The organism is Acidobacteriota bacterium (genome assembly GCA_039028635.1).
Taxonomy (GTDB): Bacteria; Acidobacteriota; Thermoanaerobaculia; order Multivoradales; family JBCCEF01; genus JBCCEF01.
Window position 1 is genome coordinate 62,547 of sequence record JBCCHV010000007.1, and the last position, 15,937, is coordinate 78,483.

Consider the following 15,937-nt stretch of genomic DNA (forward strand, 5'->3'; position numbering starts at 1 on the left):
CGCACGGCCGTCGTCCGCGAGGCCGAGGCTCGATTCCGCAAGCAGCTCGAGCGCCTCCGCGACAAGCGCAAGGGCCTAGTCGACAAGTTCGCCCTCTCGGAAGTCCTCACGGAGTCCGATTTCCAGCGCCTCAACCGCGGCCTCGAGCGCGAGATCTACGACGTCGAGTCCCGCCTTGCGGACCTCGCCCACGACGATCGAGAGATCGACCTCTCGGAGCTCATGACCTTCGCCCGCAACCTGCTCGGGCAACCCGACCGGAGTTGGTCGCGGATGAGCCTCGGGCTACAGGTTCGGTTCCAGGCTCTGCTCTTCCCGGAGGGTCTGAGCTACCGCAAAGAGAGCGGACTTAGAACCGCCGCAAGTGGTATACTTTTCAATCAGATGTGGAAAATTCTGGGAAAATCCACCATGAGAGACGCTGACGCACTTAGAACCGCGCAAGATGCGCAGGATCAGTGGTTTGCGGCCGATTTCCCGAAAAGGGGGGGAATGGTGGAGCAGAAGGGACTTGAACCCTCGACCCCCACGTTGCGAACGTGGTGCTCTCCCAGCTGAGCTACTGCCCCACGAGTGGGAGCGCGTATTGTACTCCCGCCGGAGGGGGGTGGCAACTGGTTTGTGATGGCGGGCGGAGGCGCTTGGGGGCGGCGCGGGGTATGATCGGCGGGAGGCGGCCGAGGGCCGTTCCCAGGGATTTTCTGAGGACGCGGTGAACCCGTCCCGGGGCGCCGCGGAGGATGTGCGATGGCAGACGAGCAGTCGACGGAGAAGAAGGGAAGCTCGCGTCTCGAGGAGGCTCGGGAGCGGTTTCAGAAGGCGGCCGAGAGTGTTTCGGAGCGCTACCAGGAAGTGTCCGACGATGTCCGGCGCGGCGCCAGCCGTGCCACCGAGGAGCTGCGCCGCGAGGCGCGCCAGGGGGCGGAGTCGGCGAAGCGCAATGTGCGCCAGGGCTATGAGCGCGCGGCCGGCCAGGCGAAGACCCTGTCGGAGGACCTTCACGCCTTCGTGAAGGAGAACCCGGGCCGCTCGGTGGCGGTGGCGGCGGCGGCGGGCTTTTTGATCGGCCTGCTGTTCCGGGGACGCGGCGAGTGAGAGCGGTGCAGGATCGGCCGATGCCCGATCGCCTGGTGGACGAGCTGGTGCCCGAGTCGGTGGATTGGGAGCGCCTGGTGCGGCGTTATCCGCTGCCCTGTCTGGCCCTGGCGGCGGCGGGGGGGTTTATCCTCGGCCGCCATCGCGGCTCGGAGCTGATCGCGGCGCTGACCGACTTCGCCACCCGCCAGGCGAGCGACAGCATCCACCAGTTCCTCGGCCCCGACGCCTGAGGCTGGTTGTTGGGTTTTCGCCGGCGGCGCGGCGGCGCCGGACGCTCCTTCTTGCGTCGGCGCTCTTTCTTCCTTAGGCGCTGAGGAGCCTGGGGTTGCGCCTGCTGCACATTTCCGATGTCCATTTCGGTCCGAAGCACCTCCCGGAGGTGGCGGAGGGGGTGCTGCGCCTGGTGGCCGAGCGGCGACCGGAGGCGGTCATCCTCTCCGGCGATCTCACCCAGCGGGCGAAGGAGGAGCAGTTCCGCCAGGCGCGGGCCTTCGTCGATCGCCTCGAGGCGCCCACCCTGGTGGTGCCGGGCAATCACGACGTGCCCCTCTACCGCCGGTTTTTCACTCTCCGGATGTTCAATCCCTATGGGCCCTATCGCAGCTTCTTCGCCGACGATCTCGAGCCGGTGATGACGTTGCCCGGGATGACCGCCGTGGGGGTCAACACGGCCTTCGGCTGGACGACCAAGCACGGACGAGTCACGACACGCCAGCTCAGACGCCTAGAAGAGAGGCTGGCGGCGATTCCGCAAGATCACCTGCGGGTGGTGGTGGCGCACCACGAGCTGATTCCGGCGCCGCGCTTCGGCACCCAGCGGGTGTTGCGCAACGCCTGGGAGATGGCGGACCTCTGCTCGCGCCAGCGGGTCGATCTGGTGCTCTCCGGGCACCTTCATCAGGCCTACCTGGGAAGCACCGAGCAGTACTACGCCTTCGGTCGCGAGCCGGTGTGGATCGTCCATTCGGGGACGACGTCGTCGTCGCGCGGTCGGGGCGGCGAGCGCGGGGTGCAGAGTTGCCACTGGATCGAGTGCGAAGGGCAGGCGATCGAGGTGACGCCGCTACGCTGGCAGGGCGAGAGCGGGCGGTTCGAGGCCTATGGTCGCCAGCGGGTGCCCCGGCGTCCGCCGCGGGCGGTGGGGTCAGGGCGAGCCGCGGGATAAGATGCGGCGCGATCCGCGAGGAGTTCCATGCATCAAGAGTGGCCGGTCGTCAAAACCTTCGGAACGGAAGAAGAAGCTGCCCTGGTGGCGGGGTTTCTGCGCTCTCGGGACTTGCCGGTGGAGGTCGACTCGCGCCTCTTCCGCCAGGAGCCGGTGACCTTCGGCGCCCTCGGTGACGTGCGCCTGCGGGTCCCCCCAGAGCACGTCGAGGAGGCGAAGCGTCTGCTGGCGCAGGCCGAGGCCGACCTCGAAGTGCTGGAGAAGACGCCCTTCGAAGATGACGAACAGGAGCCGGACGAGTCACCATGAGCACCTTCGCCCCGGGCTCGACCCTCGGCCGCTACCGCATCGAGCGGCTGCTCGGGAGTGGTTCGATGGGCGAGGTGTATCTGGCCGAGGACCCGCAGATCGGGCGCCGCCTGGCGATCAAGACGCTGCGCTTCATCGGGGTGCGGCCGGAGGAGCTCGACGAGCGCCAGAAGCGCTTCATGCAGGAGGCGCGGACCGCCGGCAGTCTCAATCATCCGCGCCTGGTGACGCTGTTCGATGCCGGCGAGGACGATGGCTTTTTCTTTCTCGCCTTCGAGTACGTGCCCGGCTCCGACCTCGCCGACCGGTTGCGCAGTGAGCCGCCCTTGACTCTGGGCGAGGCCCTGATCATTGCCACCCAGACCTGCGAGGGCCTCGATCACGCCCATCGCCACGGCGTGATCCACCGCGACATCAAGCCGAGCAACATCCTGCTCGATGCCGAAGGGCAGGTGAAGATCAGCGACTTCGGCATCGCCAAGATGGTGGGTCAGAACACCGAGCTGACGGTCACCGGCTCGGTGATGGGCAGCCCCCATTACCTGTCGCCGGAGCAGATTCGCGGCGAGGAGCTCGATGGCCGCTGCGACCTGTTCGCTCTCGGCGTCGTGCTCTACGAGATGCTGAGCCGGGAGAAGCCCTTCGCCGGCGAGAGCATCAGCACGCTGGTCTACCAAATTCTGCAGACCGAGCCGCGGCCCCTCGACGAGCTGCGGCCGGACCTGCCGCCGGCGCTGCAGCGGGTGCTGCGCATGCTGATCGCAAAGAATCGGGAAGACCGCTTCCGCACCGCCCGCGAGGCCGCCGATGCCCTCACCGAAGTGCAGGGAGACCTCGGGACCGGACCGCTGAGCTCGGTGGCCGCCGGCGATTGGGAGCTCGAGCCGACGCAGCGCCTCGAGACCGGCTCGATGGAGGTGGTTTCCGGCTCGGCCGAAACCCGGCCGGCGTCATCGGTTCCGCCCCCACCGCCGCCGCCCGTGCCGGGCTCGGCGCCGTCGACGCAGTCTCCCGTGCCCCCGAGCCCGCCGGCGCAGATTCCGCCGACCCAGATCCCGCCGACCCAGCCGATGGAGATGTCGACGCCTCCAGCGGCGACACCGGCCGGTCCGGCCCCTGGCGCACCCCGTCGATCGGTGAAGCTCTGGATGATCATCGCAGCGGTGACGGTGGTGATGATCTTGGGATTGATCGTCGGCGCGGCGGTGGTGCGCAATCTCCTGGTGTCGGGGACTCGCCTCGCCGAGCAGGCAGTCGGCGCCACGGACGAAGCGGGCGGGGAGAGCCCTGCCGGGACGGCCGCCGAGGGCGCGCCTTCGGTGGCTGGATCCGAATCAGCCGACATCGAGGCGGCCGACACCGAAGGGGGTGAAGGCGAGACCGTCGGCGGTCTCGACGATCCTCTCGGTCTCGGGGTCTCGGCTTCGCCGGACGACTTCCAGAACGATCCCAACGGAGGTTGGGTGCCGGAGGGCGAAGCCACCGAGGAGGCGCCGCTCGAGGCTCGGCCGCCGGCCGGAGCTGCTTCGGAGCGAGACTTGCCTGCACCGGGAGCCACTCCGCCGACGCGCCAGCCGACCCGAGCGCCGGATCCGGATTCATCGCCGCCAGCCGGCGGCCAGCAACCGGGGCGGCAGACGGAGACTCCGCCGGCGCAGGTTCCGCGCCAGCCGCCGCCGTCGACGGCTCCGGAGATCGAACCCGGCGCGGCAGAAGCCGAAGATCTGCCGGCGGCGGCGCAGGCCGCCGATCGCGAGATCCGCAGCGGCTTGCGCTTGAGCTTCCGGGTCCAGCCGCAAGATGCCTTCGCCCTGCTCGATGGCGTGGTCATCGGACGTGCCAGTCAGTGGAGCTCCGCCAGCGGCAATCCCTACACCCTGCCGGATCCCGGTACCTACATCCTCACCCTGCGCCGTGCCGGCATGAAGGACTACCGCCTGCGAGTGGTGGCGCAGGCCGGCGGCAGCGGCGTGACCCCGGTGGTGGTGCGCCTCGAGCCGCGGGCGGCGAGCGACCTCGAGCTGTCCGACCTGCAGATCTACCGGGTGCGCGAGGCGATCGCCTTCAAGGTGTTCCCGAAGACGGCGCGGGTGCTGGTGGACGGGGAGCCGGTGGGCTTGGCGCAGCGCTACAACGGCGGCGTCGGCAAGCGGCGCTGGCTGGAGCTGTCGCGCGGCATGCACCGGGTGTCGCTGGTGGCGCCGGGACACCGCCGGGTCGACTTCGCCGTCGACGTCGGCTCGGGGGCGAACGATCGCCGCCAGAAAATCACCGTTCAACTGCTGCCCCTCGGGGGCGGTGGAGGAAGCACTCCTTGAGTCAGCCCCTGGTGCCGGCATCACTGCCGGCCGAAACCCAGGTCGAGCGCCTGCCCAACGGCCTCACCGTCGGCCTGCTGGTCAATCGTCAAGCCCCCATCGTCACCTCCGCCCTCTGGTACCGCGTCGGCACCCGCGATGAAGCGCCCGGTCGCGGTGGAGCGGCCCACTTTCTCGAGCACATGATGTTCAAGGGCTCGCGTCACTACGGCCCTGGCGAGATCGACCGTCGCACCCAAGCCCTCGGCGGAGCGAACAACGCCTTCACCAGCCACGACAGCACGGCCTACTACTTCAATTTCGCACGCGACCGCTGGCGCGAAGCCCTCGCCATCGAGGCCGATCGCATGGCCGGCCTGCGGCTCGATCCGGACGAGGTGGCGAGCGAGCGCCAGGTGATTCTCGAAGAGGTGGCGATGTACGAGGACGATCCTTGGGACGCCCTCGGGCGGGCCATCGAAGGGGAGCTCTTCCGGGGCCATCCCTATGGCCTGCCGGTGCTCGGCACCCGGCCCGAGCTCGAGGTCATGGGGGCGGACGAGCTGGGCGGGTTCCATGGCGATTTCTATCGCCCGGACAACGCCGTTTTGGTGCTCGCCGGGGATTTGCCGGAGGATGCCCTGGCGGCGGTGGGGGAGGCCTTCGCGGAGGTTGCCGCGGGGGCGAAGTCACGGCCCGAGCTCGCGGCCCCTGAGCCCCTCGAGGAACTGGTGAGGGTCGAGCGCCACCACGGCGAGCTGGCGCGCCTGCAACTCGCCTTCCGGGTGCCGGCGGCGAACCACCGCGACCATCCGGCGTTGCGGTTGCTGGCGGCGCTCCTCGGCACCGGTCGGGCGAGCCGTTTGCAGCGCGCCCTGGTCGATGACGGTCAGCTCTGCGGCGGTATCAGCGTCGGCCTTGGCGAAACCCTCGATACGGGCCCTTTCCTGATCTCGGCGGAGGTCTTGCCGGGGGTCGAGGTGGAGCGCGTCGAGGAGGTGCTCTTGGCCGAGCTCGAGCGTCTCCGCCGGGAGGTTCCGCCGGAGGAAGAGCTCGATCGGCTGCGGCGAGTGGTGAGCTCCGACTGGGTGTTCGCCCACGAGCGCGTCCACCAGCAGGCGCTGGCGGCGGGTTTCGAGCTCGCCAACTTCGAGCGCGGTCATCTCGATCGCCAGATGACGCGCCTACTGGCCAACGATGGCGATCGCCTGCGGCGGGTGGCGGAGCGCTATCTGGTGCCGGAAAACGGTGCCGTGCTGGGGCTTTCCCTACCCAACGGGGCTGCCGCCTGATGGCGGCCATGGCCGAAGGAGCCGCGCCCCGGCTGCGGGTGCGGCGGGTCACCGGTGCGCCGGTGGTGGCGGTGCGCGTTTGGGTTGCCGGCGGAGCGCGCCGGGAAGGCCCTCCCGGGGCCGCCTTGATCGCCGGCCGGCTGCTCAGCGAGGGCACCGCCGAGCGCTCCTGGAGCGAGATCGCCGCCGCCATCGAGGCGCGCGGCTTTGCGCTGTCGAGCTTCGGCAGCTACGAGCTTCACGGCCTCTCCCTCGATGGCCTGGCGGCGGACTGGGAGTGGGCCCTCGACCAGGCCGCCGATCTCATCTACCGGGCGAGCTTCCCGGAGGATCGCTGCCGCTGGCTGACCCGTCAGGCGGCGGCCGAGCTCGACAGCCTCGCCGATCAGCCCCAGGTGAAGACTTCCTGGGGCTTCAGCGAGCAGCTCTACCGGCCCCATCGTCGGCGGCTGCCGGTGCAGGGCACGTCGGCCGACCTGGCGGCGCTGACGGCGCAGCAGTGCGCCGAGTTCCATCGCGCCACCCTGGCGGCGGCGCCGCTGGTGATCACCGTCGCCGGCGAGATCGACGAGTCGGCAGTCCAGAGCCGCCTGGAGCAGCTCTTTCCGCCGGCGCGTGGCGAGGGCGGAGCGCTGGACTCGACGCCGGCGCCGGACGGCTCCGCCGCGGCTCGCCGCGAGGTGCGTTTCGAGGCCGCCGGATCCGGTGAGCAGGCCCACCTCTTCCTCGGCCACCTTACGGTGCCGCGGCACCACGACGACTTCGATGCCCTCGACCTGCTGTCGGTGGTGCTCGGCTCCGGCTCCGGCCTGACCGGCCGCATTCCCGACCGCATCCGCGAGCAGGAGGGGCTGGCCTACACCGCCAGTGCCCACGCCGCCCTGGGGGCGGGCATCGATGCCGGCCGGTTGACGGCCTATGTCGGCACCTCCGTGGCCACCGTCGAGCAGGCGGAGCGCGGCGTGCGCGAGGAGCTCGAAAAGGTGTTGGCCGACGGCATTCGCGACGACGAGCTCGAAAGCGCCCGCTCGTACTTGCTCGGACGCCTGCCCTTTGCCCGTGAGACGGCCCGCCAGTGGGCCGACCTGTTGGCGACGGCGGTGCTTTACGATCTGCCCCTCGATCGCCCCGGTTGGCGCGAACAGCGTCTCGAAGGACTCGACCGCGGCGCCGTCGAGGCGGCGGCACGGCGTCATCTCGATCCCCAGGCCCTGCGCGTCACCGTCGGGCTGCCGGCGGGCTGAGACCTCCGCTCGAAGCGGCGCCTTCTACTCCAAAGGAGGCCGCCGCCCGGGTGAAGGCGATCGAAAACGCCCCTCGGGTGTGACGTTTCTTCTTTTCCCGAGACTGTTGAATTCAGACATTCTGAACCGTCGGCTATCGCCGACAGGTGCCCGACCCTTTCCGCGAGCGGTCGGGCTGAGGAGGATTCATGAATTCACGGGCTCGCAACGCCCTTTTCGCTATCGCCGTGATGGCGGCCGGAGGGGCTCTCTCCGCCGCCGCCGAAACTCTCTACGATGCCTGCGACAACGGTTCTGGCCGGGCTCTGCTGCGCTACGGGCGGCTGCAGCGCACGGACCGTGCACCGGATGGTCGACGGGCGATCTTGAAGTACAACATGAACTGTCAGCGCGATCCCTGGCGCGAGTCCGGGACGCCACCGACGACGCTCCTCGATCGCTCCGATCCGCGGGTCGCCGAGGCCTATCGCGAGCGTTTCGGGCGGCCGGCAGCCGATACCGCCTGGCGCTTCCGCTGTGCCGACGAGCGCTCGCAGCTGATTCGCCGGGCCTTCGAGCAGCGCCATGGCCGACCGCCCGATGCTCGCGAGACGGAGGATCTGATCGCGACCTGCGGTGCCGGTTTCGATTGGCGAGCACCGCGCGGCGGAGACTGTCCCGACGGCTGGGAGTGTGACCCCAATCTGCGGCCCTGCGACGGCCAGCCGGGTTGCCTCGAGGTCGACGAGATCTTGGCCCGCTGCCGGCGCAACAACCGCACCTTCGAGGATCCCGACTTCGCCGGCTGCCGGCGCGATTTCGTGCGCTGGCGCTGCAACGTCACGCCGGCCTGTCTGCCGACGGCGACGGAAGATCCCGCCGAGCCGGCGCCTCCTTCGGCGCCGCCCCAGCCAGATCCGCCGCAGCCAGATCCGCCGCAGTCAGATCCGCCCCAGCAGGCGCCACCGGCCGAGCCGACCCCGGACCCAAGCCCGGCCGCGCCCCAGGTGCTGGTGCAGCACGGCGGTCCGTGGACCGCTTCCCAGGGCAACTCGGCGATCCGCTTCCCGCTCGCCGTGCCAGCGAATCGTGACGCCCTCGAGGTCGATCTCACGGTGACCGTGCCGGATCAGCTTCCGGGGCGCTTCGCCGGGGTGATCGCACTGCGGGCTCCCCATCCGAATCGCCCGAACCGTGAGATCACGCTCTGGCAGCTCCAGATCAACGGCACCAACGGCAAGGATCGCGCCTGGCTCAACCTCGGCGCTCCGCTCGGTGAGAGCGAGGGCGAGCAGTGGCGCGGCAAACGCCGCCGCTGGCGGCCGGGCAGCGAGCATCGGCTGCGCTTCCGTTGGGATTTCGCGAGCGGGGCCCTGGCCTATCGTGACCTCGATGCCGACGAAGTGGCGCCGGCCGGGATGGAGACGCCGCTGCGCATCACCGAAGGGCTGGTGCTGGTGGTCGGCCAGGCCAAGGCGTCGAAGGACGGCACCCACGTCCCGCCCTTCGGCTACACCTATCGCGACTTCGTCGTGCGGGTGCACTGAAGGCAGCCCCACTGGAGGCAGTCCCACTGGAGGCAGCTCCAGGCCGCCGGGCCAGGATTTCGTGGACCCATTGCGGGATCTCGTGACACCGTCCGGCGGCCCGCCTCGGAGGCCCTTTCCCCTGCTATGCTCCGCCGGTGATGGAGTGGGGAGAATTCGATCTCGAGCTGGTCGATGACGGCCTTTTTCGCCTTGATGGCGGGGCGATGTTCGGCACCGTGCCGAAGGTCCTCTGGGCGCGCCGCAAGGCGCCCGACGAGGACAACCGCATCACCATGGTCACCAACTGCCCGCTGCTGCGGCGCGGTGACGACCTGGTACTGATCGACACCGGCATCGGCGACAAGAACGATGAGCGCTTTCGGCGCTTGTTCGGCATGGCCGAGGACGCGGTGCGCCTGCCGGCGGCGATCGCCGCTGCTGGTTACGAGCTCGGCGACGTCACCCACGTCATCAATACCCATTTGCATTTCGACCACTGCGGCTGGAACACGCGCCAGGTCGGCGGGCGTCTCGAACCGACCTTCCCCAACGCTCGCTACTGGCTCAACCGCGGCGAGGTGGAGCACGCCCGCGCCCCCAACGTGCGCGACGGCGCGAGCTATGACCCACGCAACTGGGAGCCGCTCTTCGAGGCCGGCCAGGTCGAGCTGTTCGACGACGAGGCCGAGCCGGTGGCGGGAATCCGGGCGATCAAGGCGCCCGGACACAATGCCGACATGTGCGTGGTTCGGATCGACGGCGGTGGCGAGTACCAGGCGCTGTTTCTGGCCGATCTGGTGCCGACCGCGGCCCACGTTCCGTACCCCTGGGTGATGGGATACGATCTGTTTCCCGTCACCACGATCGAGAACAAGCAGCGCTGGCTGCCGCGGGCGGCGGAAGAGGGTTGGTTGGTGATCTTCGAGCACGATCCGGAAGTGCCCTTGGCGCGCCTGGTGCCCGATCGGCCGGGACGCTACCGGGCCGAGCCGCTGGTGGCGGAAGCCGCTTCATAAATAGAGAGTTTCGACGAGTTTTCCAGCAACGACCCGTGCGGTCGCACGAGTGGGAGATGCGATGGCCGAGCATGAATACGATCTGATCATCATCGGCAGCGGTCCCGGCGGCTACGTCGCCGGCATCCGTGCCGGGCAGTTGGGCATGAAGGTGGCGGTGGTGGAGAAGGACCCGAAGTTCGGGGGCACCTGCCTGCACCGCGGCTGTATCCCGACCAAGGCTTTGCTGCACACGGCGGCGGTGCTCGACGAAATCCGTCACGCCTCCGGCCTCGGCATCGAGGTGGCGGCGCCGCAGCTCGATCTCGCCAAGGCCCACCAGCGCAAGCAGAAGGTGGTCGACAAGAACGCCGGTGGCGTGCAGTTCCTGTTCAAGAAGAACAACGTCAAAGGCATCCATGGCTTCGGCCGCATCGTCGCGCCGAACCAGGTGGAGGTCGACAACGGCAAGGGCAAGGCCGTCTACACCACCAAGAACATCCTCATCGCCACCGGCTCGGTGCCGCGCGACCTGCCCTTCGCGCCGGTCGATGGCGAGCGCGTCATCAACTCCGATCACATGTTGAAGATCGACCATGTGCCGAAAACCATGGCGGTGCTCGGCGCCGGTGCAGTGGGTACCGAGTTCGCCTCCATCTTCACTTCCTTCGGCACCGAGGTGACCATCCTCGAGATGATGCCGCGGCTGCTGCCGCTCGAGGACGAAGAGGTGTCGGCGGAGCTCGAGAAGGCCTTCCGCAAGCGCAAGATTCGTTCCTTGACCGGCACCAAGCTGCTGTCCGTCGACAAGACCGACGGCGGCGTCAAGCTCGAGCTCGAAGGTCGCGACGCCCTCGAAGCGGAGGTGCTGCTGGTGGCCGTCGGCCGCGGTCCGGTGACCGAGAATCTCGGCCTCGAGTCGGTGGGCTTGACCACCGAGCGCGGCTACCTGTCGACCAACGGCACCATGCAGACCGCCATCGACAACATCTACGCCATCGGCGACGTCGTCACCGCCGGCCCGTGGCTGGCTCACAAGGCCTCGGCCGAGGGCATCCTGGCGGTGGAGCACATGGCGGGGCACGATGCCCGTCCGCTCGACTACGGCAAGGTGCCGTCGGTGGTCTACACCGACCCGGAGGTCGGGAGCGTCGGCCTGAGCGAGGCGGCGGCCAAGGAGCAGGGCTACGACGTGGCGGTCGGCAAGTTCCCCTTCAGCGCCTCCGGCAAGGCCGCCATCGAGGGCAAGACCGCCGGCTTCGTCAAGGTGGTGCGGGACCAGAAGTACGACGAAATCCTGGGAGTCCACATCATCGGTCCCCACGCTACCGACCTGATCGCCGAGGCCTGCGTGGCGATGTCCGTCGAGGCCACCACGGAGGAGCTGTTCCGCACCGTTCACGCGCACCCGACCCTCGCCGAGTCCGTGATGGAGGCCGCCCACGCTTCCCACGGCGCGGCGATTCACTTCTAGGGGAGTGGGCGTGTCGATCGGCCAACCAGGGGGTCTGAGGAGAGGGGGCGTCCGATGAGTCAGGGATTCGGACCGCTGCACCCCGGGGCGCAGGAGCCGGCCGGCGAGCGTCTGGCTCGCACCGAGCTCGGCGCCGAGGAGCAGAAGCGGCTCTACCACTTCATGAAGCTCACTCGCCGGGTGGAAGCCCGGCTGAGCAACCTGTACCGCCAGGGCAAGGTGGTGGGCGGGCTCTACTCCGGCCACGGCCAGGAGGCGACCTCCGTCGGCAGCGCCTTCGCCCTCGGCCCGCAGGACTTCATGGGGCCGATCATTCGCAACCTCGGCAGCATGCTGGTGCGCGGCGTCCAGCCGCGCGAGGTCATGACCCAGTACATGGCTCGCGGCACCAGCCCCACCGGTGGCAAGGACGGCAACACCCATTTCGGCGACCTCGAGCGCGGCCTGGTGGCGCCGATCTCGATGCTCGGGGCGCTGATTCCGGTGATGGCCGGGGTGGCTCTCGCGGGTCGCATGCAGGGCAAAGATCTCGTCGCCCTCACCTATATCGGCGATGGCGGTACCTCGACCGGCGATTTCCACGAGGGGCTGAACTTCGCCGCGGTGCAGGACCTGCCGTTGGTGGTGATCGCCGAGCACAACGGTTATGCCTACTCGACGCCGACGTCGAAGCAGATGAAGGTCGACAACATCGCCGCCAAGGCGGTGGGCTATGGCATCGCCGGGGAAATCATCGACGGCAACGACGTGCTGGCCGTCTACGAGGCCACCCGACGGGCCGTCGAGCGCGCCCGCGGCGGTGGCGGTCCGACCTTGATCGAGGCCAAGACTTTCCGCATGAAGGGCCATGCGGAGCACGACGATGCCGGCTACGTACCGCCGGAGCTGTTCGAAGAGTGGGCCGAGAAGGATCCCATCGAGCGCTTCGAGCGCCACCTGTTGGGCCAGGAGCTGGCGACGGAGGAGGAGCTCGCCGCGATCACGGCGGAGATCGAGACCGGCCTCGACGCCGAGGTCGACTTCGCCCTCGAATCGCCCTTCCCGCCGCCGGAGCGGGCCCTCGAGGGGGTGTACGAATGAGCGAGACCACCTACCTCGAGGCGATCCGCCGCGGCATGTGGGACGCCATGGAGCAGGACGAGCGGGTGTTCATGATCGGTGAGGACATCGGCATCTACGGCGGTGCCTTCCGGGTCACCCAGGGCTTTCTCGAGCGCTTCGGCGAGGAGCGCGTCATCGACACGCCGATCAGCGAGTCGGCGATCGTCGGTGCCGCCATCGGTGCCGCCATGATGGGCATGCGGCCGGTGGTCGAGATGCAGTTCATCGACTTCATCGCCTGCGCCTTCAATCAGATCGTCAATTTCGCCGCCCCCAATCACTATCGCTGGGGACCGGCGGTGCCGATGGTGGTGCGGGGACCGTGCGGCGGCAACGTCCACGGTTCGGCTTTCCACTCGCAGAACCCGGAGGGATTCTTCCACCGCGCGCCCGGCCTCAAGATCCTGGCCCCGGCGACCGTCGAAGACGCCTACGGACTGATCCAGGCGGCGATCCAGGATCCCAACCCGGTGCTCTTCTTCGAGCACAAGTTCCTCTACCGGCGGATCAAGGCCGAGCTGCCCGAAAATCCGGCGCCGGTGGAGATCGGCAAGGCCCGCCTGGCCCGCGAGGGCCGCGACCTCTCGATCATCACCTACGGTGCTATGCTCCACGTCGCGCTGGAGGCGGCGGAGATCCTGAGCGGTGACGGGATCGAGCTCGAAGTGCTCGACCTGCGCACCCTCAAACCCCTCGACGACGAAGCCATTCTCGCCACCGTGCGCAAGACGAGCCGCGTGCTGGTGCTCAGTGAAGAGCCCCGTACCGGCTCCCTCGCCGGCGAGGTGGCGGCGAGAATCTCCGAATCCGCCTTCGACTGGTTGGACGCGCCGGTGCAGCGCATGACTTGTCTCGATACGCCGGTACCCTACAGTCCACCGATGGAAGCCTTTTATTTGCCGAATGTCGAAAAGCTGGTCGCCCAGGTGCGCCAGCTCTCAAGCTACTAAAGAACGAGCAGGCTCGAGGGAGAGGTCTATGGCTACGGAAGTTGTTATGCCCCAGATGGGCGAGTCGATCGCCGAGGGCACGATCACCCGATGGCTGGTGCAGCCGGGCGACAAGGTCGACCGGGATCAGCCGTTGTTCGAGATCTCCACCGACAAGGTCGACGCCGAGATCCCCAGCCCGGTGGCGGGGACGCTGATCGAGATCAAGGCTCAGGAAGGCGACACCGTGCCGGTGGACGCAGTGGTGGCGCTGATCGGCGAGGCTGGCGAGACGGCCGCCGCGGCTCCGGCCGAGGCCGCGGCTCCGGCGGCTGAGGAAGCGGCTCCGGCGGCGGCGGCTCCGGCTCCGGCTCCGGTCGAGGAAGCGGCGGCGGCTCCGGCCCCGGCCAGCGATGGCGAGCGTCCCTTCGCCAGCCCGCTGGTGCGGCGCATCGCCAAGGAAGAAGGGGTCGACCTCTCCCTGGTGACCGGTACCGGCGTCAAGGGTCGCGTCACCAAGGCCGACATCATGGCCTATCTCGAGAACCGTGGCGCGGCGCCTGCTCCAGCGGCGGCTCCGGCCCCGGCAGCGGCGGCTCCGGCTCCGGCAGCTCCGGCTCCGGCCCCGGCGGCGGCTCCGCCGACCCCGGCGCCCTCGGCTCCTGCGCCCGCTCCCGCCAAGGCGGCGAGCGGTTTCTCGGTGCCCGCCTACGGTCCGAGGGAAGAGGTCGAGATCGAGCCGATGTCGAAGATTCGGCAGATCACGTCGGCTCACATGCGCTACTCGAAGGACACTTCGGCGCACGTCACGACGGTCTTTCATTTCGATTTCACTCGCGTCGATCGCATCCGTCGGCAGGCCAAGGCCGGCTTCATGGCCGCCAACGGCACCAAGCTGACCTACATGCCGTTCATCTTCAAGGCGGTGACCACCGGCTTGAAGAAGCACCGCAAGCTCAACGCGGCGATCGACGGCACCAACATCGTTTACAAGAAGCGCATCCACCTCGGTATGGCGGTGGCCCTCGATCGCGGCCTGATCGTGCCGGTGATCAAGGATGCCGACGAGCTCAACCTGGTGGGGTTGGCGAAGACCGCCAACGATCTCGCGGATCGTGCCCGCAACAAGAAGCTCAAGCCCGACGAGGCCGCCGGCGGCACCTTCACGATCACCAATCCCGGTGTTTTCGGCAGCCTTTTCGGAACGCCGATCATCAACCAGCCGCAGGTCGCCATCCTGGGAATCGGGGCGATCGAGAAGCGGCCGATGGTGCGTACCGATGCCGACGGTGCCGACACGCTGGCGATCCGTACCATGTCCTACTTCGGGATCACCTACGATCACCGTCTGGTCGACGGTGCCGATGCCGATCACTTCATGAACGACGTCAAGAAGGTGATCGAAGAGGACCCCTGGTCGGAGCTCGACGCCTACCGTTCGTAAGCGTCTCGCGGGCTCCTCGCGGAGCCCAGTGTCGACCCGAAGGCCCGGCGATTCGCCGGGCCTTTTTGTTGCCCTTCGGTCGCTCTCGGGGTGAGCTCGCGTCCGGGCCGAGGGCTGTTCACGAGGAATTCACGCGGCGACTATTGGATTCGCACCCCAAGCTCGCTTTTCTATCTAGGAGGGCACCTTCCATTCGGCAGAGGATCGCCGAGCGGCGGTGGAAGGTGGCCAAGCGAGACGGCAGGCCAGGCCAAGGCCTGGCCTGCCGTACCTCCTGAGACCAGACCGGGGAGGTCAGATGTCAGCGCCTTCCCGGTCCTTTTTTGTGCGGAAGCGGTGTCCGGACAGGTATTTGACGACACCGTGGAGCGAGCGAATCTCCTTCTCCGTGGGCTGGGCGCGGAGGAAGAAATTGCGCAGATTGCGCACCATCACCGGCCGTTTTTCGAGCACCCGCAGGAACCCGCTGGCGTCGAGGGCTTGCTCGAGGTGGTCGAAAAAGTTCTCCACCTCACCGCGGGTCGCCGGCCGGCTTTCGCCGAGGGGGAGGATCTCCTCGCCCGCCGGTGCAGCGGTCTGAAACCACTCGTAGGCGACCAACAGCACCGCCTGACCGAGATTGAGGGAGCTGAACTCGGGATTGAGCGGCACCTCGACGATCTTGTCGCAGCGCGTCACGTCGTCGTTGTCGAGGCCGGTGCGCTCGGGTCCGAAGAGGACTCCGCAGGGCGATCCCTGAGCCACCCGTTGACGCAGCTCTCCCGCCGCCTGGCGCGGAGTGACGACGGCCTTGACCATGTCGCGGCGGCGCGCCGTGGTGGCGTAGAGATGCTCGAGGTCGGCGACCGCCTCGGCGGTGCTCTCGAAGAGCTGCGCCCGCTCGAGGACTTCATCGGCACCGGAGGCGGCGGCGACCGCTTTGGGGTTGGGCCACGCCTGTCGCGGGCGGACCAGGCGCAGCTCGGTCAAGCCACAGTTGCGCATCGCTCGGGCGACGAAACCGATGTTCTCGCCGAGCTGCGGCTGCACCAGGATGATGACGGGAGAGTCGGTCATGGCGCGGCGGGGTGCGGTCGATATC

The 15,937-nt window shown here is 68.5% G+C and carries 14 protein-coding genes and 1 tRNA gene; 13 read left to right on the forward strand and 2 right to left on the reverse strand.

Annotated elements, in window-relative coordinates:
• Nucleotides 1-493: 493 nt before the first annotated feature.
• Nucleotides 494-569, reverse strand: a tRNA-Ala gene (locus AAF604_04850).
• Between the two features lie 178 nt (nt 570-747).
• Between AAF604_04850 and AAF604_04855 the strand changes: the two genes are divergently transcribed.
• The 13 genes from AAF604_04855 (at nt 748) to sucB (ending at nt 14,856) form a co-directional block, all read left to right on the forward strand.
• Nucleotides 748-1,095, forward strand: a complete 348-nt coding sequence (locus AAF604_04855) for a hypothetical protein (protein MEM7048963.1) — start codon at nt 748-750, stop codon at nt 1,093-1,095.
• A 20-nt stretch (nt 1,096-1,115) separates the two neighbouring features.
• The gene (locus tag AAF604_04860) at nt 1,116-1,328 is read left to right on the forward strand and encodes a hypothetical protein (GenBank protein ID MEM7048964.1); all 213 of its coding nucleotides are present in this window, start codon (nt 1,116-1,118) and stop codon (nt 1,326-1,328) included.
• Between the two features lie 95 nt (nt 1,329-1,423).
• Complete coding sequence (locus AAF604_04865) at nt 1,424-2,263, forward strand: metallophosphoesterase family protein (protein MEM7048965.1); 840 nt, start codon at nt 1,424-1,426, stop codon at nt 2,261-2,263.
• A gap of 27 nt (nt 2,264-2,290) precedes the next feature.
• Nucleotides 2,291-2,572 carry a hypothetical protein gene (locus AAF604_04870; GenBank protein ID MEM7048966.1) on the forward strand — a complete coding sequence of 94 codons (282 nt, stop codon included), beginning with the start codon at nt 2,291-2,293 and terminating at the stop codon, nt 2,570-2,572.
• On the forward strand, nt 2,569-4,890 hold the full coding sequence (locus AAF604_04875; GenBank protein ID MEM7048967.1) for a protein kinase: 2,322 nt from the start codon (nt 2,569-2,571) through the stop codon (nt 4,888-4,890). Before AAF604_04870 ends, AAF604_04875 begins: the two co-directional genes overlap by 4 nt.
• Complete coding sequence (locus AAF604_04880) at nt 4,887-6,161, forward strand: pitrilysin family protein (GenBank protein MEM7048968.1); 1,275 nt, start codon at nt 4,887-4,889, stop codon at nt 6,159-6,161. The genes AAF604_04875 and AAF604_04880 overlap by 4 nt, the downstream gene beginning before the upstream one ends.
• A gap of 8 nt (nt 6,162-6,169) precedes the next feature.
• Complete coding sequence (locus AAF604_04885; GenBank protein ID MEM7048969.1) at nt 6,170-7,405, forward strand: pitrilysin family protein; 1,236 nt, start codon at nt 6,170-6,172, stop codon at nt 7,403-7,405.
• Between the two features lie 188 nt (nt 7,406-7,593).
• Nucleotides 7,594-8,931, forward strand: a complete 1,338-nt coding sequence (locus AAF604_04890; GenBank protein ID MEM7048970.1) for a hypothetical protein — start codon at nt 7,594-7,596, stop codon at nt 8,929-8,931.
• Nucleotides 8,932-9,071: 140 nt separating this feature from the next.
• Complete coding sequence (locus AAF604_04895) at nt 9,072-9,929, forward strand: MBL fold metallo-hydrolase (GenBank protein MEM7048971.1); 858 nt, start codon at nt 9,072-9,074, stop codon at nt 9,927-9,929.
• A 61-nt stretch (nt 9,930-9,990) separates the two neighbouring features.
• Nucleotides 9,991-11,382: a dihydrolipoyl dehydrogenase gene (gene lpdA / locus AAF604_04900; protein ID MEM7048972.1), complete on the forward strand. Its 1,392-nt coding sequence runs from the start codon at nt 9,991-9,993 to the stop codon at nt 11,380-11,382.
• Between the two features lie 54 nt (nt 11,383-11,436).
• Entirely contained in the window at nt 11,437-12,462 is a 1,026-nt protein-coding gene (locus AAF604_04905) for a thiamine pyrophosphate-dependent dehydrogenase E1 component subunit alpha (protein ID MEM7048973.1), read from the forward strand.
• Entirely contained in the window at nt 12,459-13,433 is a 975-nt protein-coding gene (locus tag AAF604_04910; GenBank protein ID MEM7048974.1) for an alpha-ketoacid dehydrogenase subunit beta, read from the forward strand. The genes AAF604_04905 and AAF604_04910 overlap by 4 nt, the downstream gene beginning before the upstream one ends.
• A 28-nt stretch (nt 13,434-13,461) precedes the next feature.
• Nucleotides 13,462-14,856: a 2-oxoglutarate dehydrogenase, E2 component, dihydrolipoamide succinyltransferase gene (sucB, locus tag AAF604_04915; protein ID MEM7048975.1), complete on the forward strand. Its 1,395-nt coding sequence runs from the start codon at nt 13,462-13,464 to the stop codon at nt 14,854-14,856.
• A gap of 294 nt (nt 14,857-15,150) precedes the next feature.
• On the opposite strand, the gene AAF604_04920 is transcribed toward sucB, so the two are convergent.
• Nucleotides 15,151-15,912 carry an RNA methyltransferase gene (locus tag AAF604_04920; GenBank protein MEM7048976.1) on the reverse strand — a complete coding sequence of 254 codons (762 nt, stop codon included), beginning with the start codon at nt 15,910-15,912 and terminating at the stop codon, nt 15,151-15,153.
• Nucleotides 15,913-15,937 lie beyond the last annotated feature (25 nt).